27 protein-coding genes are annotated in these 26,109 nt (G+C 51.6%); 9 read left to right on the top strand and 18 right to left on the bottom strand.

Annotated elements, in window-relative coordinates; all coding sequences use genetic code 11:
* Positions 1–12 precede the first annotated feature (12 nt).
* Positions 13–1,026 (bottom strand): LacI family DNA-binding transcriptional regulator, encoded by a 1,014-nt coding sequence (locus E1757_RS07900; protein ID WP_246079066.1) that lies wholly within the window; start codon positions 1,024–1,026, stop codon positions 13–15.
* A 395-nt stretch (positions 1,027–1,421) separates the two neighbouring features.
* Between E1757_RS07900 and E1757_RS07895 the strand changes: the two genes are divergently transcribed.
* A complete protein-coding gene (locus E1757_RS07895; RefSeq protein WP_133226408.1) occupies positions 1,422–1,712 on the top strand; it encodes a DUF3817 domain-containing protein in 291 nt (96 codons plus the stop codon).
* Between the two features lie 229 nt (positions 1,713–1,941).
* Positions 1,942–2,532: a TVP38/TMEM64 family protein gene (locus tag E1757_RS07890; protein WP_246079065.1), complete on the top strand. Its 591-nt coding sequence runs from the start codon at positions 1,942–1,944 to the stop codon at positions 2,530–2,532.
* A gap of 48 nt (positions 2,533–2,580) precedes the next feature.
* Here E1757_RS07890 and E1757_RS07885 read toward each other — a convergent pair whose 3' ends face one another.
* The 5 genes from E1757_RS07885 to E1757_RS07865 all read right to left on the bottom strand — a co-directional run bounded on the left by E1757_RS07885 (position 2,581) and on the right by E1757_RS07865 (position 7,091).
* Entirely contained in the window at positions 2,581–2,835 is a 255-nt protein-coding gene (locus E1757_RS07885) for an HPr family phosphocarrier protein (RefSeq protein ID WP_133226404.1), read from the bottom strand.
* 353 nt (positions 2,836–3,188) lie between these two features.
* Positions 3,189–3,458, bottom strand: a complete 270-nt coding sequence (locus tag E1757_RS07880; protein WP_133226402.1) for a hypothetical protein — start codon at positions 3,456–3,458, stop codon at positions 3,189–3,191.
* A gap of 212 nt (positions 3,459–3,670) precedes the next feature.
* Positions 3,671–4,993, bottom strand: coding sequence for a DUF4129 domain-containing protein (locus E1757_RS07875; RefSeq protein ID WP_133226400.1), 1,323 nt, complete (start codon positions 4,991–4,993; stop codon positions 3,671–3,673).
* Positions 4,990–6,117 (bottom strand): DUF58 domain-containing protein, encoded by a 1,128-nt coding sequence (locus tag E1757_RS07870; RefSeq protein ID WP_133226398.1) that lies wholly within the window; start codon positions 6,115–6,117, stop codon positions 4,990–4,992. Before E1757_RS07870 ends, E1757_RS07875 begins: the two co-directional genes overlap by 4 nt.
* Before the next feature lie 11 nt (positions 6,118–6,128).
* Positions 6,129–7,091 (bottom strand): AAA family ATPase, encoded by a 963-nt coding sequence (locus E1757_RS07865; protein WP_181956620.1) that lies wholly within the window; start codon positions 7,089–7,091, stop codon positions 6,129–6,131.
* Positions 7,092–7,370: 279 nt separating this feature from the next.
* On the opposite strand from E1757_RS07865, the gene xerS reads away from it, so the two are divergent.
* Positions 7,371–8,450: a tyrosine recombinase XerS gene (gene xerS, locus E1757_RS07860; RefSeq protein ID WP_133226396.1), complete on the top strand. Its 1,080-nt coding sequence runs from the start codon at positions 7,371–7,373 to the stop codon at positions 8,448–8,450.
* Positions 8,451–8,624: 174 nt separating this feature from the next.
* Here xerS and E1757_RS07855 read toward each other — a convergent pair whose 3' ends face one another.
* Positions 8,625–9,389, bottom strand: a complete 765-nt coding sequence (locus tag E1757_RS07855; RefSeq protein WP_133226394.1) for an alpha/beta fold hydrolase — start codon at positions 9,387–9,389, stop codon at positions 8,625–8,627.
* Between the two features lie 119 nt (positions 9,390–9,508).
* Positions 9,509–10,261, bottom strand: a complete 753-nt coding sequence (locus tag E1757_RS07850; RefSeq protein WP_133226392.1) for a hypothetical protein — start codon at positions 10,259–10,261, stop codon at positions 9,509–9,511.
* Positions 10,262–10,533: 272 nt separating this feature from the next.
* Between E1757_RS07850 and E1757_RS07845 the strand changes: the two genes are divergently transcribed.
* The 4 genes from E1757_RS07845 to E1757_RS07830 all read left to right on the top strand — a co-directional run bounded on the left by E1757_RS07845 (position 10,534) and on the right by E1757_RS07830 (position 12,378).
* Entirely contained in the window at positions 10,534–10,863 is a 330-nt protein-coding gene (locus E1757_RS07845) for an ArsR/SmtB family transcription factor (protein WP_133226390.1), read from the top strand.
* A gap of 18 nt (positions 10,864–10,881) precedes the next feature.
* Complete coding sequence (locus E1757_RS07840) at positions 10,882–11,391, top strand: SRPBCC domain-containing protein (protein WP_133226388.1); 510 nt, start codon at positions 10,882–10,884, stop codon at positions 11,389–11,391.
* A 188-nt stretch (positions 11,392–11,579) separates the two neighbouring features.
* Complete coding sequence (locus E1757_RS07835; protein WP_133226386.1) at positions 11,580–11,918, top strand: hypothetical protein; 339 nt, start codon at positions 11,580–11,582, stop codon at positions 11,916–11,918.
* Positions 11,905–12,378 carry a type II toxin-antitoxin system VapC family toxin gene (locus tag E1757_RS07830; protein ID WP_181956619.1) on the top strand — a complete coding sequence of 158 codons (474 nt, stop codon included), beginning with the start codon at positions 11,905–11,907 and terminating at the stop codon, positions 12,376–12,378. The genes E1757_RS07835 and E1757_RS07830 overlap by 14 nt, the downstream gene beginning before the upstream one ends.
* Positions 12,379–12,498: 120 nt before the next feature.
* On the opposite strand, the gene E1757_RS07825 is transcribed toward E1757_RS07830, so the two are convergent.
* Positions 12,499–13,065: an FAD-dependent oxidoreductase gene (locus E1757_RS07825; RefSeq protein WP_133226384.1), complete on the bottom strand. Its 567-nt coding sequence runs from the start codon at positions 13,063–13,065 to the stop codon at positions 12,499–12,501.
* Between the two features lie 252 nt (positions 13,066–13,317).
* Between E1757_RS07825 and E1757_RS07820 the strand changes: the two genes are divergently transcribed.
* The gene (locus tag E1757_RS07820) at positions 13,318–14,235 is read left to right on the top strand and encodes a DMT family transporter (RefSeq protein ID WP_133226382.1); all 918 of its coding nucleotides are present in this window, start codon (positions 13,318–13,320) and stop codon (positions 14,233–14,235) included.
* 106 nt (positions 14,236–14,341) lie between these two features.
* Positions 14,342–14,665 carry a hypothetical protein gene (locus E1757_RS07815; RefSeq protein WP_133226380.1) on the top strand — a complete coding sequence of 108 codons (324 nt, stop codon included), beginning with the start codon at positions 14,342–14,344 and terminating at the stop codon, positions 14,663–14,665.
* A gap of 408 nt (positions 14,666–15,073) precedes the next feature.
* Here E1757_RS07815 and E1757_RS36405 read toward each other — a convergent pair whose 3' ends face one another.
* The 9 genes from E1757_RS36405 to E1757_RS07770 all read right to left on the bottom strand — a co-directional run bounded on the left by E1757_RS36405 (position 15,074) and on the right by E1757_RS07770 (position 26,069).
* Entirely contained in the window at positions 15,074–15,172 is a 99-nt protein-coding gene (locus E1757_RS36405) for a DUF4023 family protein (RefSeq protein WP_246079089.1), read from the bottom strand.
* A gap of 262 nt (positions 15,173–15,434) precedes the next feature.
* Positions 15,435–16,223: a metal-dependent hydrolase gene (locus E1757_RS07805; protein WP_165971998.1), complete on the bottom strand. Its 789-nt coding sequence runs from the start codon at positions 16,221–16,223 to the stop codon at positions 15,435–15,437.
* Between the two features lie 120 nt (positions 16,224–16,343).
* Complete coding sequence (locus tag E1757_RS07800; RefSeq protein ID WP_133226374.1) at positions 16,344–18,047, bottom strand: response regulator; 1,704 nt, start codon at positions 18,045–18,047, stop codon at positions 16,344–16,346.
* Positions 18,022–19,767 (bottom strand): sensor histidine kinase, encoded by a 1,746-nt coding sequence (locus tag E1757_RS07795; RefSeq protein WP_165971997.1) that lies wholly within the window; start codon positions 19,765–19,767, stop codon positions 18,022–18,024. The genes E1757_RS07800 and E1757_RS07795 overlap by 26 nt, the downstream gene beginning before the upstream one ends.
* A 55-nt stretch (positions 19,768–19,822) precedes the next feature.
* Complete coding sequence (locus tag E1757_RS07790; RefSeq protein WP_133226370.1) at positions 19,823–20,638, bottom strand: carbohydrate ABC transporter permease; 816 nt, start codon at positions 20,636–20,638, stop codon at positions 19,823–19,825.
* Between the two features lie 4 nt (positions 20,639–20,642).
* Positions 20,643–21,521: a carbohydrate ABC transporter permease gene (locus E1757_RS07785; protein WP_133226368.1), complete on the bottom strand. Its 879-nt coding sequence runs from the start codon at positions 21,519–21,521 to the stop codon at positions 20,643–20,645.
* A gap of 65 nt (positions 21,522–21,586) precedes the next feature.
* Positions 21,587–22,915, bottom strand: coding sequence for an ABC transporter substrate-binding protein (locus E1757_RS07780; RefSeq protein WP_133226366.1), 1,329 nt, complete (start codon positions 22,913–22,915; stop codon positions 21,587–21,589).
* A 269-nt stretch (positions 22,916–23,184) separates the two neighbouring features.
* Positions 23,185–24,588 carry an MATE family efflux transporter gene (locus E1757_RS07775; protein WP_133226364.1) on the bottom strand — a complete coding sequence of 468 codons (1,404 nt, stop codon included), beginning with the start codon at positions 24,586–24,588 and terminating at the stop codon, positions 23,185–23,187.
* A gap of 143 nt (positions 24,589–24,731) precedes the next feature.
* Entirely contained in the window at positions 24,732–26,069 is a 1,338-nt protein-coding gene (locus E1757_RS07770; RefSeq protein WP_133226362.1) for an MFS transporter, read from the bottom strand.
* Positions 26,070–26,109: the final 40 nt, after the last annotated feature.

Below are 26,109 nucleotides of genomic sequence, written 5' to 3'. Positions count from 1 at the left end.
CTTCATGAGGCATTAGCTCAGCCTGCGGCACGATTCGCGAATGATAAGCTTTGTTTCTATAATTGATTGCTGCACGATGTTCATGTCGTTCATTTTCCGGATAAGGATTTGCGCAGCCTCCGCTCCCAGCCGCTCCGCCGACAGCTCAACCGAAGTCAGCTTGGGCGTAACCTCCTGCGCCAAAATCGCATCGTTGCTTAAAGCGATGATGGAAAGCTCTCCGGGAACGTCGACGCCAAGCTCGCGGGCCGCACGCAGCACGCCGAGGGCAACGCGATCCGTATCTGCAATCACAGCGGTAAAAGCCGACTGGCCGTACATATTCATAAGCGCGGTGTAACCGTATTCGGTAGCAGACGAATTGATTTTTCTGGAGAAGTTCATGACATGAACCCGGTCTGCCGGTTGGCCGCTGTTCGCAAAGGCTTGCATCAGACCGAGCTGTCTGTCCGACGCTACCGTCATATCGGCGGCGGCGTTGAGAAACAAAACCGATTTATGACCGTTTTCCAGCAGATGGGCACCGACCTGCAGCGTCAAATTCGTGTTGTCGTTGTCGACAAAACTGACGGTCGGGTCTTCCGGATCCGGCCGGCCGATCAGCACCAGCGGGATGCCCATTTGATTGTATCTTACAATGCGGGGATCCTGTCTTCTCGGGTTCAGCATAATGACGCCGTCTACCGGGTCGATGGAAAACTGGGTCGGATCGTCATGCTCCGGCAGCGGGTCGAGCAGCACCCGGTAGCCTTGCTTGGAGCATTCGCGAATAACGCCGTTAATCAGCTGAATTTCAAAGCCGGACATCGTGTTGTCTTTGGAAATCGGCATTTTCAGCCCCGCAATCATCGTCTTCTTAATGGCCAGACTTCGGGCCACATGGTTCGGGAAATAGCCCAAATCTTTGGCGACCTCCAACACCCGCTCCGTTACTTGCCGGCTGATCGGCCGTTTTTTGCTGAATACGCTGGAGACCGTCCCTTTGGAAACGCCTGCCCTTTTAGCCACATCATCAATTGTTGCCACACGATCCCCCCTGTTTGCGAATCGAAACTCAATTTATTAAACCGGTTTAATGATTCTCCTAATAAAAACCAGTTCGTTAAACCGGTTTAATTGGATCTTGTTTCCTATTATACATTCGATACATCTCACTTACAACCCATTTATGTTAACTGGAAGTAAATTTTAGGTAAAGCGCTTAATCTTGCATATAGAAAGGCTTCTCACAATGATTATTCGCTATCTTCAGATGTTCTTTCCCTGCCTGTCCCGGCGGGTCGGCGCAAGCCTGTCTGTCATGCAAGGACCTCGGCCATTCGTGAACCTTTTTCGAACAAGCCGCTCTTCCTCTACAGTTCATTCCGTTTTTCATATATACTGGAAGATGGTTCATTAAATCGTTAAATGAGGTGCAAAATATGTTAAGTACTGCGCTCGGACGTTTTCGTATGGTCGGTTTGTATGAAGGCATTTCGTTTCTTGTTCTGCTTTGTATCGCTATGCCGCTGAAATATTACGCCGATATTCCGCAAGCGGTGAAAATTGTCGGCATGCTGCATGGCGTGCTGTTTATTATGTATTTGCTCGCTCTCGTTCATGTCACGATAGTGAAGCGCTGGTCCATTATTCGCGTTATTGGCGCACTGATCGCTTCCCTGCTACCGTTCGGCACCTTTGTTCTCGACGCCCGACTGCGGCGCGAAGCGTAACCCGCATTATTGATCCCTCTGCCATTATTACATGAGTCATAAACGCCCAGGTTAAACGGCTCCGCCTTCCCTCGGGACGAGCGTGTTTGCCAAGGTTGTGCGAAGCTAAGTATAATATCTTATACTTACTATTCAACAAAAAAAGGGCTGCTCAAAGCAGCTCTTTTGCATAGTCGAATGCTGACGAGGAAACGGGGAGATCGTTATCAAGCTATGGCATGTCGCCCTCATGTACGGATTAACCGCTATCATCTTTTTTATATACCGGCATCCCATTTACGATTGGATGCTGCATGACCGTCCTTCGCTGCCCGTCATTTTTTTGCTCGCCCTGGGATTCGTTTTATTTCCCGTGCTTCCTTTTAAAATCGTCATCGGGATGCTTGGGATCATGTACGGTCCGCTGCTCGGCGCCCTGATCAGCTGGACTGCCGCTTCGGCCGCTTCGGTGATCGTTTATATGCTGGTGAAGACAACCTTTCATGAGCAGGGCCGCGCTTATTTGGCCAAATTCAAGCAAATGGAAAAGCTGAAGCGGATGATGGAAAAAAATCCGTTCATCACGCTCCTGATCGCGCGGCTCATTCCGATTTTTCCGCAAGCATTGATCAATATTTACCCCGCCTTCCTGTCGATCCGGCTTCGGACTTATGTTGCGGCATCCGCCTTGGGCAAAATTCCCGCCATGCTCGTGTACGCCTATTTAGGGAGCAGCCTATTGACCGATGGCCGCAGCGCGCTGATTGCCGCATGTATTTATGTTGCGTTTTTAGCGTTGATCCTGACCCTTTACAAGCTGTGGTTAAGCAAAAAAGCCTGATCGCTCAGGCTTTCTTGCGGCATGTCAATCGCCCCCGATTGAATATTTTTATTTGTTTTCCAACAGGTCGCACATGATATCGATGGCTTCCTTCTCGTCATTGCCCCGGGTCTGAATCGTAATACGGGTTCCCGACCGCAAAGGCACGAGCATCATGCCCAATATGCTTTTGGCGTCCAGCTGCATGCTGTCCTGCTCGAACTTGATTTTAATGTCGGAGCTGAATCTGCTTGCCTGATGTGCGACCTCCTGCAGGTATTGCGGCTGTAGGTCATGGCAAATTTGAATCTCGTGTACCCTCATCTGTCTTCCTCCGTTCATAGCCTCATGATGAAACCCAATTTTGGTTCTACCGCTTATCCACATGTTACATCAGATTTTACAAGCTGAGAAGTATATGAAATCGTTTCCACACATGATTATTTTTGCTAAATTAAATTATCCATACTCGCCTATCCGTACGCCGGACAGTATGTCCTACCCGAGTGTGCGGTTCCATCCGGACAAGCCCGGATTTTTTCAGTGAAGCGCCAAAGATTAACGACTTCGACGTCCTTATAGGCAAGCGCGTTTGTCAAAGCTGTGCGAAGCCGAGTATAAACATTACGCTCGCTGCACAACAAAAAAAGTCCGCAGCGGGACTTCCTTGCCGGATATTATCCGTTAGCGGGCAGCTTGCTTTTGGCTGCGTTGATTAACGAATCGTACAGCTCGTCGTCTTCCTCGAGCAGCTCCTCCAAAGCGTCAATCTCTTCCTCGCTGCCGGATTCATGCAAAAAGTTCAAGCTGTACATCCATTCTTTTCCGTTTTTGCTGTACAGCGTAATTTCATAGGGCTGTTTGTGTTGTTCCACACGGAATTCCACCTTGCCCACGTATCCGTCTTCCTTGCTGTGTGTCATGCTTGCTTCCAATACAGAGATCATACCCTTTGTCCTTCTTTCGTCGTCCATTTTCGTTGACTGAATCGTTCCATAGACCATGTTAAAATATTACGGGTCAATATGCAAACGGTTGATTCGTCGGCTGTCCGCGCCACGGTACCGATATGATCCTGAGCGAAGCAGCTTGCTATACGCCCTTCTGCACCGCCACGGGCCCAATGATAACCTTCCTGCACGCTCGCGCCGGCGTTTTGTCACGGTCGGCGCTTGTTCGCTTCAAGCGATTGCCTCAGCTCCGCCACTTCCGCATCCCGGGCGGTTTTCTCGCCGTAGCGAACGCGTTCGTACACGGAAATTAACGAATCGGGAGCCGGCTGCCGGCTGCGATCCCAGCTTTGAATATCTTGGCCCGTTTCTTTCGGCGTCAAGCTGTGCTTCGGCTTGTAGCCTTCGCTTGCGACGCTTTGCACCCAGCTCCGGTATAAATAACGGACCCTTTCGCGGTTATCGCGCAGGTCCTCCCACTTGACGCGCGTCCTCTTCCGCGGAAGCCATGACTTCATGCGCGCAGCCAGCTCTCCGCGCAGCGCATCCCAGTCCATCAGGCTCTCCACATCATCCACATACCCGCCTGAGCCTCTCCGAAGCTCCTTGCGCGCGAGAATATCCATCAGCTTCGCATACAGCTTCTTGACCAGCTTGGGCAGCCGCTTGCCTGCCTGATAGAGCAGAACAAGCACCAGTACAATAAATCCCGCCTCCACCAACAGCATGGCGGCTTTCTCCAGCCAAACCAGCCATCCGGCCGCCTGACCGCCTTCGCCGAGCCCGCTCATATCCGGCGGGGGTGCGGCGTTGTCGGGCTGAGGCGGGTCGGTCCGGCGGCTGAGCAGCTCGCGCAGCCAAGCCAGCAGCTGCTCCTTCAGCCACAGCACCGCCTGCTGAAGCTTGCGGAACATGACGGCGATCACGATGATCGCCAGCACGCCCAGCACCAGCATCCGGTTTTGCCAGACGACAGGGCCGGCCAATACCGGATCCTTATCGCCGGACAGCGTCTCCTGCTTCATATTGGACTGATTCGTCATCAACAGCGCGATCGCAAGCGACGCGAGACCGGCCCACAGAAGCAGCGTCAAATACGGCTCATATACAGGAAAGAAGGGCATCATCACGGAAGCCAAAAAATAAATAAGCAGGCTTATGCCGTACAGGCTGGCCGGCAGCAGCACATGCCATGGCAATGCAACGGATTTGACCCCGCGGGCCGTAAAAACCGTACCGACCGGAAGCCCGACCAACATGCCGGCTGCCATGCCAAATACCGGGTACGAGGCCAATGCTCCGGCAGCCAGCGTGAACGCGAGCAGCTGATATCGTTTGCGCAGCGTCAGCACATTGCCGCCGATGGCTCCCGCCGCGTAGCAGATCAGCAAGGAGAGCAGCCATAGCGCCAAGCTGCCTTCGTCCGGCAGCAAGTATACGATAACGGCAAGCAGCAGCGGAAACGCCAGCAGCAGCTCCACGGCGCCCTTCGCCAGGCTCCAGCCGATTCCTCTTAGGGTCGGATTATTCATGCTCCCGCACCTGCCTGTTCTACAGAGTCGGCCGTATGCTGCTCGTTCCGGAGCAGATACACGTCGACCCCGTTGCCGTTATCGATAAGCCGGTCTATGACCGCCTGCATCTTGTCGCTCACATAAGCGGAAATAATGAGCAGATCCAGGCGCGATCCGCCATGCCCGGGCTCTGCGAACTGTTCCAGCAGCTCATCGAATGGCATGCTGCGGGCCACAACCAGCCTGGCCATCGTTTCCAGCAAATAGGTCATTTGATCGGGGCCGCTGCGCGGCTCTACAAGGACCCGCTGCTTCGGTTCATCGATCAGATGGGCGTTCGAGGCAAAGCCGGCCTCCATGCCCTGCCCAACCGCAGCCTGCGCGTAGGCGGCGGCGCAGGATATCCCGTGTTCGAACAGCTCCGGGTCGTTGACCTGATTCCACATTTTCTCGTGATCCTCCACATTGAGCACAATCATCAGGCGATGATCCGCCGTATAATCGCGCTGGTGCACCTGCAGCACGCCGCTGCGGGCCGTCGCCTTCCAGTTGATCCCGTTCAACGGATCGCCGTAGCGGTATTCGCGGACGCCGGAGATCATGAACGGATCGTCGACAATCCAGCGGCGCACGGTCATATCCCCCTGCCAGCTGTGGGAAGGCAGCGCCAGCTCGGACAGCTCGGCGATTCTCGGGTAGACGAGCAACTCGACATCCAGCGTCAGGCGCAGGCTTTGCCGGTAAAGACCCATCAGGTCTCCGAACGTAAGCGATGCGGAATTCAGCCGGTAACAGCCCCGTTTCGAACACATGATCCGATGCTTTCTCGTAATTTGCGTAAACGGCATCAGACTGAAGAAGCTTTTATGATTTTGAAACATCGAACCGCCGCTAATATCAAGACCGGCCTGGCTGTGAAATTTTAAGCTGAAGTGCATTAAGGCCTCGAGTCTGAGCCAGGGCACCGGCATCAGGCTGCGGTTCGCGATCCGCTCGACCATTTCCGTCTCCTCGCCCTGAAAACAAGCCCTTTTACTGAAATAACGGTCGTATTTCAAGCCCTGCCGCCCGAAATAGCGGAACAACAGCGCCTGGATAATAATGACGATAATTGCAACCAGCAGAAACCAATGAATCGCCACGCGTCCACATCCTAACTGGAGAGCAGGTTGGGCTCCGCCGGGACGGAAACCTCCCGCAGAATTGCGGCCACAACCGCTTCCGCCGCCTCGCTGCGGGAGCGGAACGAGCCTTTAATCATCATCCGGTGAGCAAGCACCGACGGCGCCATCGCTTTTACGTCATCCGGGATGACAAAATCTCTTCCCCGCAGTACGGCGTGCACTTGGGCCGCCTTGAGCAGCGCCTGGCTGCCGCGCGGGCTGACCCCGGTCGTCACATCAGCATGCGAACGCGTTTTCTCCACAATCGCGAGCAAATAAGCCAGCAGATCCTCGCTTACGGCTACCTTTGCATAATGCTGTTGGGCAGCGGCAATATCTGCCGCATCGGCAACGCTGGAAATCGTATCCAGCGGGTTCTCCGCTTTAAATCTTTTCAAAATATCGAGGCCTTCCTCTGTGTTCGGATACCCCATTTGAATTTTGAATAAAAACCGGTCCAGCTGCGCTTCCGGCAGCGGAAACGTGCCTTGATTCTCGACCGGATTCTGGGTCGCGATGACCATAAACGGGCGCTCCAGCAGCCGTGTTTCCCCGTCAATGCTCACCTGCCGCTCTTCCATGCATTCCAGCAGGCTGGATTGCGTTCGTGGCGTCGCGCGATTGATTTCGTCGGCCAGCAGCAGGTTCGTGAACAAAGGGCCGGGACGAAACTCGAATTCCGACAGCTTCTGGTTATAAAAGTTAATTCCGGTCAAATCGGACGGCAGCAGGTCGGGCGTAAACTGAATCCGTTTGAAGCTGCCGTCGATCGATTTGGCCATCGCCTTGGCCAGCAGCGTTTTGCCCGTGCCCGGAACATCCTCGAGCAATATATGCCCGGAGGCGATGAGTGCAATTAACAATTTGTCGATAACCTCGTCTTTGCCTACGACCACTTTTTGAATATTGGCTTTAATGTCATGCGCCATTCGTTGAATTTGTTCGAGCTGCATCTCAATGCTCCTCCGTCTTCCGTTAGTGTGAAATTCGTTATTCGATTCCGTTGTCCGCTCGCTTCGATCCGCTCTTATTTCATTGCATGCAATCGTTTTCAAATTAACTCTACCATAACCGCCCGGTAAAAAGCTACGCATGCGTTACCGTGCCGACATTATACCGCCCGCTCCCGGTATGGAAAGGCGCTTTCTTTAAGCGAACGTCTGTACTATACTTAATTTACGCTGTTTTGCGTTATTTTTCCATCTATTTTATCATTCCGGGGTGTTTAGCCTATGAATATTATTAAAGTGAAAGACCGTCAGGAGCTGGATAAAAAAATTCCGTCCATGCCCTGGTACGTAGAAAAGTTTATCAATTACAAGCTGCCGGATCTGTCTCCGTCCTCTTTGCTCGAATATGTCCGCGACTACGAAACCTTCTTCTCATGGCTGCTGGCCGAGGGATTGGCCGATGCGGATTCGATACGGAATATTCCGATCGAAGCGCTGGAGCGGCTGCATATGGAAAGCGTCGACAACTTCCGGATGTTTCTTATGACCCGCACTGAAAATGCGAACAGCCGGACGACCATTTCCCGCAAGCTTTCCTCGCTTCGCTCCCTGTTTCATTATTTAAGCCAGATCGCCGAGGACGAGCAATTTTACCCTTTGCTGAAACGGAATGTCATGGCCAAGGTTCAGATCAAGCGGACACACAAGCCGAAGGATTCCGCGGCCAAGCTGGAGGGTAAGCTTCTTCAGGAGGATGAAATTCAACAATTCCTCGACTATATCCGCACGGGCTACGGGCAAGATGTTGCCAATAACAAGCAGGCGCTGTATGCCTATGAGAAAAATAAAGTCAGAGACGTCTGCTTGGTCAGCCTTATTCTGAACTCCGGTTTGCGGGTGTCCGAAGTAGTCAATTTGAATGTCGATGACATCGATCTGAAAAAGCGGCTTACACATGTTTACCGGAAAGGTAAAAACGACGATACGTTCAAAACGCCGGTTTATTTCCGGCAGGATGCGATCGAAGCGCTTAAATCGTATTTGGAGCTGAGACAATCGCAATACAAAGCCCCGCGAAAAGAGAAAGCCCTCTTTCTGGCCGTAGCCAACGGCAAAAAAGAAGGCGAACGGATGACCAAACGCGCGATTCAGGAAATGGTCGTCAAATATGCGAAACGGTTCGGCAAGCCTTACTTATCCGTTCATAAGCTGCGCCATTCGTTTGCTACGGATTATTACATGCGCAACGATCTGTATAAAACGCAGGAGCAGCTCGGTCATGCATCGCCGGAAACGACGCAAATATACGCCCATCTGACCGACAAAACGATGGCGGAAGCGATCGACAGCCCAAAGGAGTAACCTTGCGGTCATCCGGCAACGGCGGCCGGATTGGGGTTCTTCGGCTGTCATGGCAAGTCAGAGAGCAAAAGAGCGCCGCCGACTGCCTACTAGCCGGCCCTGCGAACGAGCCTACAAACAGTGTCAACTCCGTCCGGACAACCGTACCGACGCCCGTTTCGCTCGCTACACTGCTTAATCCGACCCGGAAATACGGTTCGAACCGATGAATTCGAGGATTGAATCGTTAACATAGAGCGGACTTTCCCTGAGCATATGCGGCCGGTGACTGCCCTCTTGAACTACAAGAAACCGTGATCCTTTAACTAGGGAGCTCAAATATTTTATTTTCGCTTCGCCGACAAACGGGTCATGTTCCCCGGTAATAAATAATGACGGGCAGCCTATGCTGCTCAGCTGTTCGATTGAAAGTCTGGGATATAGCCGCCAATCTTTTGCAGCCTGACGCATATGTTCCTGCCAATTGCCTTTGTGCGCATCCTCGTGTCTTTCGATCATTTGCTGGATCGTTTCATGCTTCCCATGCTCGACTAGCCACTCCGGCTCAAATTGCTCAACACCTGTCGGGTCGGCAAATCCGGCGGTACCTATTGTAGTCAGTGTAGCCACTCTTGTCGGGTACTGAACTGAGCAATACAATCCGACGTTCGCTCCCAAGCTGTAACCAATTAAGTGGGCTCTAGCAATATGAAGCGCATCCATGAATCGAATGGTATCGTCCATGAGTCGAGGCGTGCTCCATGCAAGACTTTCGCATCGGGTCCTTCCATGGCCCCTGAAGTCCGGATAATAGCATGTGTAATTTTTTTGGAAATCGAGCAGTTGACTGGCGAAAGCAAGTATTCCTCTGGAATAGCCGCTATGCAAAAAAATAACGGGCTCACCGACGCCCATTTTTTCGTAAAAAAGCTCCAGATCATCAATCTGTATGTACGGCATCTTACCCTCCCACTTATGAATATCGCTTTTTTCAATAACGCTCAATCAAAGAATGTATGTTCCCATTATACCGAATGTTGGACAAGTCACTAATATAGAAAAAGCACGTTTGCTATGCGTTACATTTCGACGAGGCGCCCGTTTTCATATTTATAACGGTGCGGACGTTCATCCCGCAACTTGCCTATTTCGATCACCGTACCGGAGCTTTGCATCGCAAGCCGGGCGTATTCGGGATCTTCCGGATTTTGTGCGGCCACCGCTTGGGCGGATTCGAACTCCCCATTATGGAAGCGGATGATTTCGACATTTGGGAAATTCAGGTGCGTGCCTTCGAAGGCAGCGACGAGCTCCGTTTGACCATCGGCGTCCAAATCAATTACTTCGGGACTCCCTATTGTTTCGAAGGTGAGCAGCTTACCGCTTGATTTATTGAAGGCGACAACATTCCAGACTGTTAAGTTCGTGCCGATACCCGCTATAATAATGACATCATGAAACGACCCTTCCAATTTTCGAATTTCCGTTTGCCTCAATTGGAATGGATTTGCACCGAGCTCATAGAGCTGTTCTGCATGTCGGATCATAGCGTGCACGTCGGCTTCGCCGTTCTGACTATCCTCCGAATAAAGGAGCATCGAAATCGGCTTGCCGTCTGCCGTTCCCAAATCAACTGTCCGGATAACGATCCATTCAACTTCCGGCTTGGTATCGTGGAGCTCGTTCAATGAAACGCGATTGAATGTCAGCTCATGGCCGCCGTCTTGGGCAGCCCGTTCCGCAGAATCCGACTGCTTCCCTTGCTTTTCTCCGCAACCGGCCGCGGACAATGATATAACGATAATCAAGATCAGCATTAGCTTTACCCGCATACATATCCTCCGTGTTGAGCTGTCAAAACATTAAACGTCTCTTATTAATGTAGGTTGCGCAATGCTGTCCGCAAGCTCATATAAATTCTGATATTATCAAAAAAAATTTTAAATATTCCTTTACAGGAATATTCCTTATAGTGTATATTGAATATGTGAGTACGGTAACTAGCAAATGAAACGAGGTGGTCTGATATGGCTGGAACTGAAGGAAAAGCCCGCGGCGCCGTACACTCTGCAAACATCGAATTCATCAAAGGAACAGCTGAAGCATGGATATAACGACATTTAGCGCACTGGCCGAACCGAACCGCGTCCGCATTGTGGAACTGCTGCTCGACGGTCCGTTGACCGTAGGAGACATCGCCGAACGACTCGGGCTCCGTCAGCCGCAAGCCTCGAAGCATCTGCGCGTCCTGCTGGAAGCCGGGCTGGTCGAGGTACAGGCTGTCGCCAACCGCCGCAACTACATGCTCCGGCTGGAGCCGTTCCAGGAGCTGGACGCTTGGCTTGAAACTTATCGTGGCGTATGGGATGAACGACTCGACGTTCTGGAAAATTACTTGCAAAAATTGCGCTCCAAAGAAATCAATCCAAACTAATTTGAGGAGGATTTGTCAATGTCAAACGAAATGATTACCAAGGTGGAAGGAAATGTTCTTATACTGGAGCGTGTTTTTAATGCGCCGCGCGAGCTTGTATTCAAAGCGTTCTCGGAGGCCGAGCATCTGAAAAATTGGTGGGGCCCCCGCGGCTGGACCCTTCCGGTTTGCAATATCGATTTTCGTCCGGGCGGCATCTGGCATTATTGCATGAAGTGCATCGATAAGAATCAAGGGGATTTTTATGGGGCCGAATCTTGGGGTAAAGCCGTCTATCAGGTTATTATCCCTACGGAGAAGATCGACTATGTCGACTACTTCTCGGATGCCGATGGAAATATAGCCGAAGGGATGCCCTCTTCTCAAATTTCAATGCTATTTGTTGAACAGGAAGGTAAAACAAAGCTGATCAGTCAGTCGCAATACGCTTCTGCCGAAGCGCTTAAAACCGTCATCGATATGGGAATGGAGCAAGGCATTACAGAGACTTGGGATCGTCTCGCCGAGCATCTGCAATCCATTCAATAACTTTCAAATCCACAAGACCGTCGGCATAGAACATAGAGCCGGCGGTTTTTTTCATGCTTGCAGAATCGTTCCCCATTTCCCGAAATTTACCGTTTACCCCATGAAAATGTCGAGGGGACTCGAATGATGTAGGATGGCCCTACTTATTTAAAATGAACGGCACGATTTAGAGATGGAGGTGCACACCTATGAGTAACACGATGCGCGGATGGCAAAAGCAATTCGAGCGCTTGAAAGACAAAGCCAATCATCTGATCGCCGGCACCGAAGAAATCGATGTCAGTGTTGAACTTAGTCCGGTCATGCTGGAAAAATGCAAGGAATTGGCCAGTGCCGGACAAATGACCGTAAATGAAGTGGTTCATCAAATACTGGAGCAATATTGGATTCAACGCAGCCAGGAGCTGTCCATTCCGATTTCAAGGGAGCAGATTGAGCGGAATCCGCTGTTTTTGTTGGATGCGCTGGCCGATCGGAACTTCAGACCGTTTGCCGCTGAGGAGGACGTCGTTTATGAACCTTCATGAGCAAATGGAAATTAATTTCGCGCAATCCGTATTTGTCGATCTGACGGCTTTTTCGTCTTTCATGGACCCTCATGACGCTTATTACGCGAAGGCGCGATCCTTGTTCCTTGATCTGGACGATCTTGACCGGACCCTGGTTACGACCAATTACGTCATGTTTGAAACCCATCAATGGCTGAGAAACCGGTATGGCTTTGAGCATGCTCAATTTTTTTTGGAAACGATGGATAAGGCGGCCGCCAAATCGAAACTGACGATTATTTCCGGTCAGCCCGAATTCGAAAGCGAATCCAGACGGCTGATCACCGATTGCCCCGATCTGCAGCTTTCGCTCAGCGAGGCAGTGACTGCCGTAGTGATGATTACATATCAGATCAAGCGTATATTTACTTTCAATCCGAACTATGCCTTTTTGCCCAAGCTGGATTCGGGAATCAAAGTGCTGCCCAGCATGTGGTAGCCTTGGCTTTCCCGGCTTGCGGCATGGCGCATAAGAAAAAGGGTGCCGCCAAGTCACTTTCGACTGCTGCGGGCGCCCTTTTAATCATTCAAGGACTATTCTACGAGCGATGCCCTACGTTTATGATTGCTTCATCATGTCGTGATCGACATAACGTTCGCCGTTCAGCTCGCTTATAATATTGATTGCCACTTTCGCGCCGTCGCCAGCCGTAATAATGGTATGTACGCTCACACCTGCAGCCGTGCCGGCAGCCCAAATGCCTTCTACCGACGTTTTGCCTTCCGACGTAACATCGAATACGGTTTTGATCCGCGGTTCAGTACCCGGCTTCGTCTTTAATCCGGTTTGTTCCGCCAAATCCGTCATCAGACCGGTAGCCAAAATAATATGCTTGCCCTCATAGCTTCCCGCCTCGGTCGCTACGGAAAAGCCTTCTGTGCCTTTCGTAATTTGACCGGCTTTGCCTTGAACAAGCTCGGCTCCAAATTTGGCCGCCTGCTTTTTACCGATTTCAACAAGCTCAGGACCTGTAATTTCCAACACTCCGTAATGATTCTCCACCCATGCCCGTTTCGTGATGCTCTGGTCGCTGTCGATGACCAATGTTTTCTTGCCCGCTTTGGCGGCAAACAGGGCGGCGCTTGCCCCTGCGGGTCCTGCTCCAATCACAATAATATCGTACATTCGGTTAGTCTCCTCTCGTATTGGAATCCATTGTACTGACATGCATGTCTGCATTTCTAATGCTACACAATATGAATGCCAATGTCAAAATGAACCGCTTACATCGACCGCGCAGCTTGGATCGGCCCGACACTTCATTAAGGCCATTAATTATAGACGGCTCCCGGTTCTTTACGAAACTTCTTGTCACCCGCAATATTCCCATGTAAACTGAGTTCACTTGACCCAATTGACAAAGGAGTACGATGTTCGATGCTGTGGCGTTCACCCTATCTATTACTGGTGTTGGCAACTTGCTTATGGGGAGGCAATTTTGTCGTCGGCAAAGTGCTGGTCGCCGAAATTCCCCCTATCATGCTGGCGGCGATCCGCTGGTGCATTGCGCTGCTGGCGATGATGCCTTTTATGGGACGCGAGATGTGGAAGCAGCGCGCATTGATGCTTTCCAATTGGAAACCGCTGCTATTTTTGTCCTTAACCGGCGTCGCCGGGTTCAATACGTTGACGTATATCGCGGTTCAATATACCGGATCAATTAATGCTGCGCTGATGAATTCGGCGACCCCCGTTCTCATCGTGCTCATTTCAGCGGTTGTGCTGAGAGAGCGGTTTACTGCAGCGGTACTGCCCGCTATTGCGCTATCGCTCATCGGTGTCCTTTGGATTATTAGCCGCGGCAGCTGGACGGCGATCCTGCAGCTTTCCTTCAATCAAGGCGACATGTGGATGGTCGCCGCGATCCTATGCTGGGCGTTGTATTCCGTATGGATGAAAAAAACAGCGGGTCAATTTCCGCCGCAAGCGTTGTTTTTTTGGCAAATCGCCATTACCGTGGCCGTGCTGATCCCTGCTTCCATCGTTGAATATGCGGCACTCCGACCTAAGCTGCACGGCTCATTCGGTCTGATCCCCGGCTTGCTGTACCTGGGAATATTCGCCTCGCTGCTCGCGTTCACCGCCTGGAACAAAGCGATTGCCATGATCGGTCCTTCCCGCTGTGCGGGATTCCTTAATTTGATTGTCGTGTTCAGCGCAATCTTTGCAACCGGATTTACGGGTGAACAGCTTCATTTATATCACTGGATCGGCGCGGCGCTCGTATTGGCCGGCGTCTACTGGACGAACCGGATATTGAGGTCTATTCAAAGCGGTCCGCAAGCCGGCTCGTAAAACAATCGCCGAAATCCTTTTTTTCGTCCATTATTTGTGCTAAAATTTGTGCTAAATTAATGGCAATTATCATTTTCTACTTTGTTCGAGGGGATGAATGCAAGCAATGAATGACAATGCACTGGAGCAGTTGATTCAAGCCGCATCCGACCAGGAGCTGGCTCAACTTCAAGCCACCGTTCAGCATGGAGGCTACTCGGCTTTTCACCAGCTGCTGGAAAGCTATAAACAGCTGTTGAAAGACATGAAAGACGAACAGGTTCAACAGGTGTTCGAATGGGTTCATAAGGGGGCGCGGCCCGGGCGCGTTCAGTCCGTCCTGGCTGCATATATGGGAGGAGCTCGAACATATAGCCGCCATCAAGTCGCAAATCATGAAAACGATTCCCGTTCAGGAAAGAAGCGGCGAATGGCAAATTATTATCGATAACCCGTTTTCGATTCAAGAAGTGGTATGCCACCCCGGATTATCGTTTGACGAGGCCGCTTATTTATACAGTTATTTTCGGCCTGGCTTGGAAAAGAATGAATATATGCGGCTGCAAAAAATTCAAAATATGTTTGTTGAAGTCGGATCTTAGGTCGAATGAAGCCGCTGCTCATGCAGCGTTCGACATGCTCGACACGATCGGCACCGCCTTCATGCCGTACAGGCTGTAATATGTCGAACCGGTTACGATTTTAGCGAGATGTGCGCTTGCCCGGGAAATGAACGCCATTTCCCGAAATATGAACAAGAGCCCGGCTTATTATCAAAGCCGGGCTTTTGTTCGTCAATCGTCAGACTGCCGGCTGTATACTGGCTGGCATGGGCTTACGGTAAAGTCCGAAGCCGGAGCTAGTGCCGGTTGTTCGGCAAGCTTTTGTCCGGGTGCCCATCCCCTTGGCGCTTCCGGTTTTGCTCATCCTTCGCCTGCTTCTCCTTCAGCTTCCGGATTGAGTTCTGCTCTTGCTGCTGGGTCACTGCGGGGCCTCCTTCCTGTTTCAACATCGGAAGTAGTATGTCCCGTCTGTCCTGCAGCTACCCGGCTCGCTACACTTCACAGACTCATCTCCAAAATTTGCCTGACATCGTTCTCCTGCAGCGGATTGAATGAACCGAAACGACCGGGCCAAGCCGCACCGTTCCTTTGGCCATCGTGTCCAGCTGCAAAGCATAGATATTCAGCTCGCCGAGCCTGCTTGGAGCTCCGATGCGGTTAAAAAGACGACGGTCCCAGCATCGCGCCGGCCTTATCCTTCAAATGAATAAAAATCGATACGGCCGAGTCGCCCATCGGCACAATAAATGCGTTCCACAGCAAAATAAACGTCAGCGTAATACATAGGCTTTCCACGATAAACCCGCTAAATTTCCCGGTGCTCATGAGCGGGATGCGCCATTTCCATTTGAGCGGCGGAAGCGGCTGAATCCCGTGCTTGGTCAGCATATCGCACAGCAGATGTATGGTGTACGCCGCAGCACCCGCCGTCCAAAGCGGGACTCCAAGCCGCAGCGAGGCGAAATACAGCACCGTTCCCCAGATGAATACCCCGTAGACTGAATGCGTTAATCCCCGATGTGGCAGCACCGCGCAAACCATAAGCAGAGCGCCGATCGTAGCCAGCCAAGGACCGGCGGTGCCGCCCGCAAACAGCATAACACCGCCAATTACAACCATCAGCAGCTGACGGAACAGTCTTTGATGGATGAGACAAGCCGCGATCATGAGAGCGCCGACCAAATAGCTGTAAGGGACATAAAACGATTGGACATAGCTGAACAGCATAAGTCCGATCCCTGCGGCAACCAGGCCGAGCTTGATTTTGTTCAAAACCGTCTTCGGCATCGTCTTCTGCAGCAGCAGACTGTTCGGTTCGTCAATATCCGGCAGCAAGGAGCTGACGGCGGCAACGGCGACGGCCGGCAGCGTAACCTGCTGGCCCGCCATGCTCAGGACGGACAATGTTACGCCTGTGCCGACAATGAAATGGGTTCTACCTGTCATTAATGTATGTACTTCCTTTCGCGAGCCTGTGATGATGGTAACCATGAAGTATGGTTCTATCATAACACGGCATCGCGAAAAATGCGAACAAACATTCCCGGTTTGTCCGGCTGTAATGCATTATGCGTTCGGCACGGTCGTTCGACGATCGCGGTATTCCTGGGGCGTCATCCCGTAATGCTTTTTGAATACATGGTTGAAGGAATGCGCCCGCTGATAGCCGAGCTTTTCGGCAATTTCATAAATTTTATCCTGACTGTTAATCAGCAGATAGGCCGCTTTCTCCATCCGCAGCTGAAACACATAATCGGTTATCGTTTGCTTTGTATCAAGCTTGTATATTTTCGACAAATAGACCGGGTGCAAATAAACGTGGTCGGCTATCGCCTGAAGCGAGACATCCCCGCTCAAATGAAGCTCTACATACTGCTTTACCCGCCGTACGACGGAAGCCCGCGAATCTTGGACCTCGCGGTCCATATCGCTCTTCAGCAGGCTTAGCACCCGCAGGCTCCAATCCCGCAGCAAACTTGCGGAGCGGAACGGAACGCCTTCCGTCAGCCGCAAATAATCGTCGCCGATCAGTTCGGCCAACTGGCGTCCATTTTTGTGGGAAATGTAGGAGAAGGCCGATGAAACCGCATAAAACACTTCCAGAACATGCTCCTGCGACTGCGCCCAGTCTTCGTTCAGCTCCGCAAAAACCGATTGCAGCTTGTCTTCGACCTCGCTCCATCTACCCGCTTCGAGCAGCTGCGCCAACGAAGGCAGCTCGTACAGGCGCTGCAATGTTCCGTATGACGCCGGAGCCGGCTCTTCCTGAGAGGTCATAAAAATATCGTGCTCGCTGCCGATCCGCTTGCGAAACAACGACAAGGCTTGATTGTAAATAGCGGGTACTTCCGCCGGAAAGCAGCCCCATGCGCTGACCAGCACGGATACTTTGCCTTTCAGGAATGTGTTGACCGCCTTCTGCAGCTCGCTGGCCGTACGCTCCAGGTGCTGCTGCCGCTCTTCCCACTCCTTGCCGCCTTGCATAATTCCCTCCGCCGTCTCCGTCCCGACATGCGGCTCCTTCCGGGCTGAGCTCTTCTCCGCCGCATCTTTCCACTTCAGCATAAACACTAAATAGTCGTGGTCGTCCTTGCAATGCCACAGCTCGTACTGCGCGGCGAACAGCTCCTCGGCGATATTGCCGATCGCATATTCAAACAGCGACAAGCTGGTCGCATCATAATGCAAAAACTGTTCTTCCATCCGCACCAGCACCAAAACTACGGCTTCGTTATGAAAGGAAGGGACCTTCAGCTCCTCCATTTTATACCGCCAGCCTTCGTCGCCGTACCTTCTTCCCTGCAGCAGCTCCTTCAGCAAATTTCCTTTCAACAGCGGCAGGTGCTCGTTCAATGTATGCTGAAGCCGCTGCTGGGACAATATTTCCTCCCATTCGGCACGAATTTGGTCCAGCACGCGACGAACGGTTTCCTCAACCTGTTCCTCGGACACAGGCTTCAGCAAATAATCGACGGTGCCGTGCTGAATCGCTTCCTGGGCATAGCTGAAATCCGCATAGCCGGACAGCAGAATGCATTTGGTCCTTTTCCATTTTTCCCGGACGATAGCGATCAGCTCAAGACCGGTTAGGCCGGGCATTTGAATGTCTGTGATCAATATGTCGATGGTTGTCGTGCTTAATATGGCCAGAGCCTCGTCGGCCGAGTACGCTTTGTGAACCGCTTCAATGCCAAAGGAAGTCCAATCCATCGTACCGGATAAACGATCCACGACATGCACCTCGTCATCCACGATCAGTAATTGATACATCGGCGGGCTCCCTCCATTTCACAATCGATTTAAAGCCCGTTCCATCACCGGCTGCACTCAGCTCCAGGCCGGCGGATGTGCCGAAGCGGTGTCGGAGCCGCTGGTGAACGTTCCACATGCCGTAGCCCATTTGCTCGCTCATAGGAATGTCCAGCTCATGCTGCAGCTCGGCCAAGCGCTCCTTCGAGACGCCAACCCCGTTGTCTTCAATCGTGATGCAATGCCCGGAGCCGTCGGTTTCGCCGTAAATACGAATCAATCCTTTGCCGGTTTTCCGTTCCAGCCCGTGAATGACCGCATTCTCGACCAGCGGCTGGAGCAGCAGTCTGGGAATGATCAAGGACATCATCGCCTCCGGAACATCGATCTCGAACGATACCCGTTCCATCCGCAAATTTTGAATCGTCAAATAATGGGTGACCAGCTGCAGCTCCTCGCGTACCGTAACCTGCTGCTTTTCGGCCCGCGTCGTATACCGGTAGTAATCGCCCAGATTGTTAGCCATCGCGACTACCGCATGCTTGTCCTCCAGCATCGCCATATTGCTTATGAAATAAAGGCAATTATACAGGAAATGAGGGTTGATCTGTGCCTGCAGCTGCTTTAATGTCGCCTCCCGCGAACGAAGCTGCTCCGCATATACTTTTTCGATCAGCTCTTGAATCTCCCTGGCCATATCGTTGAAGCGGCGGATCAGGAAGTCGAATTCATTGTTCGGCTGGTAATCGATCCGTGCGGAATAAACCCCGAGCTTGAGCTGGAGCACGCCCTGCGTCAGCTTGGCGATCGGTTTCTGCACATGACGGTACAGCAAATAGGCGGCAACCATGCCGGCGACGAGCAGCAAACCGATCGACACATAAAAGAAGTTGCGGCTTTTTGTGATCGGCAGCAGCGTCTGCTGAAGCGGCACATAATCGACCAAATACCAGCCCAACGTGCGTGATTTCACATAATTAACCAAATATTTATCCGTACCCAGCTCAAGCACACGGTTTCCTGTCTCCGTTTCGATCGTCTGCTCGTCCAGCTGGCCGATAAGCGAGCCGGCAAGCACCGGGTTGACACTGTGATTGAATATTCCCGGCATGCCGGGAATGTACAAAAACGGGTCGCCCTTGCCACCCGACTTGAAATGATCCAGCATCGACCGAAGATTTTCAGCGGAAAATCTGACCTCATAAACTGCGCGGGCCTGATCCAGGCTGGCTGCCGATGCAGGCTCCGTTATTTGCCGGATGAACGATTCGTTGAACGGCTTGCCGTTGCCTTTATCGAACGTCCAGGTCGCTTTAATCGGCTGCTTCATGTAGGCGTCAGTATATGTGGCAAAAATGGTCGAAGACAGCACCTGCTTTTCTTCGGCCAAATAAATGTTCAGTTCGTTCGTCCACTCGCTGGATGCGCTCTGGTAGCCGAGCTTTTCGATTACTCTCGACTGCAGCAGCAGCTTCTCCATTACATGATTAAACTTCTTGTCGACATATTCGCGAATAAACGGATCGTGGCCGACGATCACCGGAAACATGGACAGTTGATCGACGGCCGCATCCACCTGGGAAATAAAAAATTGTTGACGGTTCAACAGGTTGACCTGAATTTCATCCCTCAGCACATTGACGCTCACTTGATGCGAAAACATGTACACACAGGCAATGGGAATGAGGAGAAGAAAAATGATCAGCACCATGCGGCGAAACGTATTTCTCTTGGCTGTCATGTTGAACCCCCCGCCCCGTTCATGCTGTAAACGTACAGTTTGCCCTTGCATGCCGTTACCCTTTCACCGCTCCGGCTGCCAGCCCGCTTACGATATAGCGCTGAGCGAGCAAAGCGATAATCAGCACCGGCAATGTAATAATACAAGCCGCGGCCATCAGAGCGCCCCAATTGATCTCGGAATACGACATAAAATTAAACACGGCAATCGGCAGCGTTTTTGTTTTATCACCTGCCAGTATAATCGAGAACATGAAATTGTTCCAGGAAAAAATAAACGACAGCAGCGAAGATGTGATGATCCCGGCTCCGGAAATCGGCAAAATGATGCGCAAAAATACTTGCGTACGCGTACATCCGTCGATCAGACCGGCTTCTTCAATTTCCGTCGGAAGCGCCTCGAAAAACGATATCATGATCCAAATGATAAACGGCAGGCCGACCAGCATGTGGCTTAAAATTAACGCCAAATACGTATCGACGAGATGCAGATTGGAAAACAAAATGAACCAAGGAATAAGAAACGTGATCCCGGGCACAATGCGGGCCACCAAAATAACGAGTCCCAAGCCTTGCAGGCGGTATCTTGCGATTGCGTAGGCCGCCGGCAAACCAAGCAGCAGAGATCCGATCGTAGAGCCGACGGCGACGATAAAGCTGTTCACGATAAAACGCATGAACTCGTATTGACTGAACACATTCACATAGTTTTTCGCTGTCGGGGTAAAGAACAGAAATTGTCCTTTGGACATGATCTGCGCCTGCGTTTTGAACGAAGCGAGCAGCATCCATATAAACGGAAAAGCGAATACCAAAATAACGACCAGTGTCAGTAAAGGATAAATCCACCGTGTGGCGCCCTTCTTTTTCATACCGTTACTGCACCTCCAAACGTTTGCGCACCCAAATCAGCGCGAGTGTAAACGCCATAACGATGGCGAAGAAAATGACGAGCAGCGAAGACGCCATACCCAATTTGAAATATTGAAAGCCGAGAACATAGCCATACAGGTTTAACGTTTCCGAGGCCAGATTCGGTCCCCCCTGCGTCGTCGCGTAAATAATGTCAAATGTTTTCAAAACGTCGATTAAGCGGAGCATGACAGCCACGATGATGGTAGGCCTCAGCAGCGGCAGCGTAATGTTCGTGAATTTTTGCCAGGTGGATGCTCCGTCCACATCGGCGGCTTCATAAGGATCGCTCGGCAGCGTAGATAAACCGGCCATAATGATCAATGCGATCATCGGCGTCCATTCCCACACATCGACAATGATTAACGACGGAATAACCTGACTTTGCGAAGCCAGCCAAAGCAGCGGCGAGAGCCCCATGCTTTTCAGCATCGTATTGGCTACCCCGATCGTCGGCTCGTAAATGAGCATCCAGACAAGCCCCATCGCAACGGGTGTTGCCACCATGGGCAGCAGGAAAATCGTTTTTACAATGTTTTTGCCGCGGAACTCCCGGTACAGCAGCATTGCGATCGCGAGCGCCAATACCGTCTCAAGCACCAGCGCGACGATCGTAAAATAAAAGGTGTTAAAGACCGAGTGCCAAAAACGACTGTCGTTCAGCAATGCGGCGTAATTGCTCCATCCTACCCAGGTCGGAGGCGTTGTAGCCGACATGCTCCATTCGTAGAAGCTGATTCTTAATGTATACAGAATGGGAAATACCATCATGATCAGTACAAACAAAAGCGCCGGCATCGTATATATCCATTTGATGTTACGGTCAAACCAGCTGTGATTCATTCGTTATCCTACCTTTCTGAACTGAAGAAAGGGCCGGCTTGAGCGCCGACCCTTCTCTCCACCGCTTATTTGCCCTTTTCTTTGTCGATGATGGCTTGCAGCTCTTGGTTGGCTTTATCGGCGGCAGCTTTAATGTCTCCGCCGCTCATTCCTTGCAGAACGATGGCTCCTACCGCATCGCGCGCCTCACCGACGCCGATCAGAACCGGACGGTCATGGTCGACGCCGCCTTTGGCGGATTCTTTAATGACCTGAACCATTTCTGCCGGGAAGCCTGACGTGCCGTCGGCGCTATCCCATACCGAAGCGCGGGCGCCGGGATTGCCCAGCTTCTGGGTTTTCAATACGACATCTTTGCTTGTCGCCCATTTAATAAATTCCCAGGAAGCGTCTTTATTGGCCGTTTTCGAATTCATCCCGAGACCCCAGGATGTGATGTTGTATGGCTTGGAGCCCGCTTTGCCGGCCGGGAATAAAGCGAATCCGACATTATCGGCAACGGTCGATTTTTCTTTATCGGTTACGTTTTTGTACAGCGAGTTCGCGTCTGTCAGGAAGGCGACCTTCCCTTGGGCGAAAATACCGAACGCCTGCGGCCAGGACATATTCAATACTCCCGGAGGCGCATAATCTTTCAGCAGGGAGCTGTACGTTGTGAACGCTTTAATCGCTTCCGGCGTATTGACTGTCGCTTTATCGCCGGTTGTAAAGTCCCCGCCTTCCGAGAACAGGAACGAGGAAACTTGCGTAACCAACGGCGAACGCTGGCCGCGGGCTACAAAGCCGTACATTTCGTTCTTCGGATCGTGAAGCTTCTTCGCGGCTGCCGTCAGCTCGTCCAACGTTTTCGGCACGGCGATTCCAGCCTTCTGCAGCAGGTCTTTGCGGTAATATAAAATTTCCTGCTCCGTAATGATCGGAATACCGGACAGTTTGCCGTCTACGGTCGTGGAGCCGATAGCCGATTTGGAGAAGTCGTTAAAATCGTAATTGGCGTCCTTCGTCGTATATTCATCCAACGGGGCCAGCCAGCCGTTCTTGAAGAACAGCTTGCCCTCCTGAAGCGGGCGGTACATGAACACATCCGGCGTTGCCGAATTGGAGGTGAATTGAACCGTCAGCTTTTGCGTCAGCTGATCCTCGAAAAAGCTTTGCAGTTCCACCTTCATCCCGGTTTGCGCTTCGAATTCGGGAATTAACGGTTTAATCGCTTCGCCCCATGGATGATTCGCGGTCACTACGGTCAATTTTTTGCCTTCAAACGGTTTGGCTGCCCCGGCTTTGCCAGGCTCGGGAGCGGCTGTATTGCCTCCGGTTCCGCATCCGGCCAGCATCGTTGTCACGAGAACGGTTGCCACCCCGGCAGTCAGCCATCGTTTTTTGTTTACTTTCATATTGGAAGTACCCCCTCATAATTGCATGGAATCGTTTGTTCGATCCGTATGTATAGCGTAATCGATTTTAAAGTCCCCCGAAATAACGCAATTTAAACATCGATAACGGGAATGCAACGGGTTTATACGGTTTATTGCTTTTTAGGTCGAAGCAAGCTGCCGGAGGAGGATGTCCAATGAAAAGAGCCCTTCCCGATCGGGAGGGCTCCTCTTTCATTGCTTCAGTATCCATTCTATCGTCTACCGCGAATTGGATTTCCTTGATCGTTTCATCCCGTCATTTTATCAGCAGCCTGCGATTTATTGTCGCCGAGCATCCGGGCGCTTCGCCAATTTCCCCAAACGTAGTAGCAGATCGACAATACGATTCCGACCATGAACCCGATTGGAAAGCTCCACCATATCGCATCCAGCCCATACTGGTCGCCCAACCAATAAGCAATGGGGATACGGATGCACCACAGCGCCAATAAAGTCGTCACCATCGGCACGATGACAGCCCCGGTCGCCCGCACGACGCCGGATACGACGAACGTGATGCCGAACAATATAAACGCCCATAGCGTAATTGAATTGATCTTCATCCCGATCGCAATTGCGGCTTGATCCTGCAAAAACAATCCAAGCGCCTGCTTATTGAATAAATAGATGAAGCCGACCAAGGCGCCGGTCATTACAAGGTTGATCGCAATGCCCATGACGGTCGTTTTATGTACCCGGTCCCACTTGCCTGCGCCGACATTTTGAGCGGCGACCGTCGACACAGCCCCACCGATGGCCATGGCCGGCATCTGAATATAGCTGGACAGCTGCATGGCGGCACCGAAGGCAGCAGTAGCCACCGATCCAAAACTGTTAACGAGGTTTATAAACGCAAGACCGCTCGTGGACACGATCAGCATCTGCAAGCCCATCGGCAGCCCTTTTTTCACAAGTGAGCCGATAATCATGCGGTCCAAACGAATATATGGCAGATCTGCACGCGTCAAGCGCAGGAAATGCTTTTTCCTGTACAAAAAGACAATCAGACATGCCAGGCTGACGAACTGTGCGATGACCGTAGCCACGGCGGAGCCTGCAATACCTAAAGCAGGAACGGGACCGAGTCCGAAAATCAATAACGGATTCAGTGCAATATCGAGCACAGTCGAGATGAGCAAAAAGTAAAACGGCGTCTTGGCATCGCCCGCCCCCCGCATAATCATCATCAAAAAGTTGTACCCGTACATAAACGGAAGTCCGATAAAAATAATCCGCAAATAATCCGTTGCAAATTGAAGCGCATCCGGCGGCGTATGCATTCCCGTCAATATGACCGGAGACAGCAATACCCCGGCGATTGTTATCAAAAGCGCGAGACCGACAAAAAACAACCCGCTTGTCCCGACCACCCGCTTCGCCTGCACCTCGTCCTGCGCTCCTACGCTTTGGGCAATCAATATCGTAGATGCCATGCCGATTCCAAACACAAGGCTGAGCAAAAAGAACATAATATTGTTGGCGTTCGACGTGGCTGCGAATGCGCTTTCACCAAGAAAATTGCCAACCCATATCGCATTGATCGTCCCGTTCAACGACTGCAGCACATTGCCCATCAGCACCGGCAGCGCAAACAGCAGCAGCTTTTTCCCGATCGGACCTTCCGTTAACGAAGCATTCATCTGATAAGCCATGCCCATCTCTCCCCTATCATGGATAACACGACTGCGCCGTCCTTAAGCGGCGAACGCCATTGTCAAGGCCGTGCGAATCAAAACCGGATACTCATTGCAACGCATAAAAGGCAGCCGAAGCTGCCTTCCCGTCACATGCCTATTTAGACGCGGCGAATCAAAAAAGAAGAAGCGAATGCAAACAAACAGCCGATAAACCCGAACAAAAACAAATGCTCGAAGCCGACGAAAAAGCTGGATCGGGCCAAAAATGCGCCCATGATCGTAACCCCGATCGCCGTTCCGATGTTGGAGGCGAACAGCTGGATCGAAGTGGCGACCCCTTTCTGATGCGGTTCCACGAGCTGCTGCGAGCCGATCGTCGATACCGTCAAAATGAGTCCGAAAGCAAGTCCCTGAATGACCATTGCCGCAAAGGCATGCCAGAAGCCGGACCCTTCCTTCATAGTCAGCAGGAATAAGCCGGATATGACGAGCAAAATGTTGCCGGCCAAAATTAATTTGGCGTATCCGTATCGCATTATCCATTTGCCCGAAGGTACCGAGACCGCCATCCAGCCGAACGACATCCCGAGCAGGGCGACACCGCTAATAAATAAGGAATACCCTTCCCGCTGCAAAAACAACGGCAAAAAGCTGGACGTCCCAAACAAGGAGACGCAAGCCAAAAACGTATTGACCTTCATCCAGGCAAACGGTTTATTGCGGAACATCGCAAGCGGAATGATCGGCGAGCTGTGCCTTTTCTCAAACAAATAAAAGCCGACCAGCACGGCAGCACCTACGATTCCGTAAATCGCCGCCCCTTGCTCCACAACGGTTGTGGCCAGCAGCAGGCTGACTCCGACCGCAAAAATGAGCGCCCCGAATACGTCCACCTTCGATTTTTTCGGTTCGTATACTTCCTTGTACGCGGATAGCAGCACGAAGGAGATGATGCAGATCGGAATGTTGATAAAAAAGATCCAGCGCCAATTGGCAAATTCAACGAAAAATGCACCGAGCATCGGCGCCAAAATGGCGGACAGCCCCCACATCGCGGTAAACAGCGCCTGGATTTTCCCCCGCTTTTCCACCGGAAACAAGTCGCCTGCGATGATCGCCGGAAAAGGCATCATGACGCCGGCCCCGATCCCTTGAACGGCGCGGAAGATAACGAGCTGCACCATCGAATTGGCAAAGCCGCATAGGACCGAGCCGAGCAAAAATAAGATGAGTCCGGCTCCGAAAATCGTTTTTCTCCCGAACAAATCCGATATACGTCCTGCCACCGGCGAAATGACCGTGGACATGATCATATAAGAGGCGAAGCTCCAGGCATACAAATTAAAATTGCCCAATTCCTCTGCTATAATCGGCATCGTTGTATTAGCAATCGTTGTATCCATCGAAGCAACCAGCATCGCCAATACAATACTGATCATGACGGGCAGCTTGCTCTTGGCGGATACGCGAACAGCTGTCGACGCTTCAGTTGCCATAGTAAATCCCCCTTTGTAAGTATCATCATATGTAAGTTTT

Source organism: Paenibacillus piri (genome assembly GCF_004354045.1).
In the GTDB taxonomy this organism is placed as follows: domain Bacteria; phylum Bacillota; class Bacilli; order Paenibacillales; family NBRC-103111; genus Paenibacillus_S; species Paenibacillus_S piri.
The sequence above is the reverse complement of the archived record's forward strand: the minus strand, read 5'-3'. Positions and strand labels throughout refer to the sequence as shown.

Coding starts and splice junctions, on each gene's coding strand:
- E1757_RS07895 (WP_133226408.1), top strand. CDS start 1,422: ATGTTAAGTACTGCGCTCGGACGTTTTCGTATGGTCGGTTTGTATGAA.
- E1757_RS07890 (WP_246079065.1), top strand. CDS start 1,942: ATGTACGGATTAACCGCTATCATCTTTTTTATATACCGGCATCCCATT.
- E1757_RS07885 (WP_133226404.1), bottom strand. CDS start 2,835: ATGAGGGTACACGAGATTCAAATTTGCCATGACCTACAGCCGCAATAC.
- E1757_RS07880 (WP_133226402.1), bottom strand. CDS start 3,458: ATGATCTCTGTATTGGAAGCAAGCATGACACACAGCAAGGAAGACGGA.
- E1757_RS07875 (WP_133226400.1), bottom strand. CDS start 4,993: ATGAATAATCCGACCCTAAGAGGAATCGGCTGGAGCCTGGCGAAGGGC.
- E1757_RS07865 (WP_181956620.1), bottom strand. CDS start 7,091: ATGCAGCTCGAACAAATTCAACGAATGGCGCATGACATTAAAGCCAAT.
- xerS (WP_133226396.1), top strand. CDS start 7,371: ATGAATATTATTAAAGTGAAAGACCGTCAGGAGCTGGATAAAAAAATT.
- E1757_RS07855 (WP_133226394.1), bottom strand. CDS start 9,389: ATGCCGTACATACAGATTGATGATCTGGAGCTTTTTTACGAAAAAATG.
- E1757_RS07850 (WP_133226392.1), bottom strand. CDS start 10,261: ATGCGGGTAAAGCTAATGCTGATCTTGATTATCGTTATATCATTGTCC.
- E1757_RS07845 (WP_133226390.1), top strand. CDS start 10,534: ATGGATATAACGACATTTAGCGCACTGGCCGAACCGAACCGCGTCCGC.
- E1757_RS07840 (WP_133226388.1), top strand. CDS start 10,882: ATGTCAAACGAAATGATTACCAAGGTGGAAGGAAATGTTCTTATACTG.
- E1757_RS07835 (WP_133226386.1), top strand. CDS start 11,580: ATGAGTAACACGATGCGCGGATGGCAAAAGCAATTCGAGCGCTTGAAA.
- E1757_RS07830 (WP_181956619.1), top strand. CDS start 11,905: ATGAACCTTCATGAGCAAATGGAAATTAATTTCGCGCAATCCGTATTT.
- E1757_RS07825 (WP_133226384.1), bottom strand. CDS start 13,065: ATGTACGATATTATTGTGATTGGAGCAGGACCCGCAGGGGCAAGCGCC.
- E1757_RS07820 (WP_133226382.1), top strand. CDS start 13,318: ATGCTGTGGCGTTCACCCTATCTATTACTGGTGTTGGCAACTTGCTTA.
- E1757_RS07815 (WP_133226380.1), top strand. CDS start 14,342: ATGAATGACAATGCACTGGAGCAGTTGATTCAAGCCGCATCCGACCAG.
- E1757_RS07805 (WP_165971998.1), bottom strand. CDS start 16,223: ATGACAGGTAGAACCCATTTCATTGTCGGCACAGGCGTAACATTGTCC.
- E1757_RS07800 (WP_133226374.1), bottom strand. CDS start 18,047: ATGTATCAATTACTGATCGTGGATGACGAGGTGCATGTCGTGGATCGT.
- E1757_RS07795 (WP_165971997.1), bottom strand. CDS start 19,767: ATGACAGCCAAGAGAAATACGTTTCGCCGCATGGTGCTGATCATTTTT.
- E1757_RS07790 (WP_133226370.1), bottom strand. CDS start 20,638: ATGAAAAAGAAGGGCGCCACACGGTGGATTTATCCTTTACTGACACTG.
- E1757_RS07785 (WP_133226368.1), bottom strand. CDS start 21,521: ATGAATCACAGCTGGTTTGACCGTAACATCAAATGGATATATACGATG.
- E1757_RS07780 (WP_133226366.1), bottom strand. CDS start 22,915: ATGAAAGTAAACAAAAAACGATGGCTGACTGCCGGGGTGGCAACCGTT.
- E1757_RS07775 (WP_133226364.1), bottom strand. CDS start 24,588: ATGGCTTATCAGATGAATGCTTCGTTAACGGAAGGTCCGATCGGGAAA.
- E1757_RS07770 (WP_133226362.1), bottom strand. CDS start 26,069: ATGGCAACTGAAGCGTCGACAGCTGTTCGCGTATCCGCCAAGAGCAAG.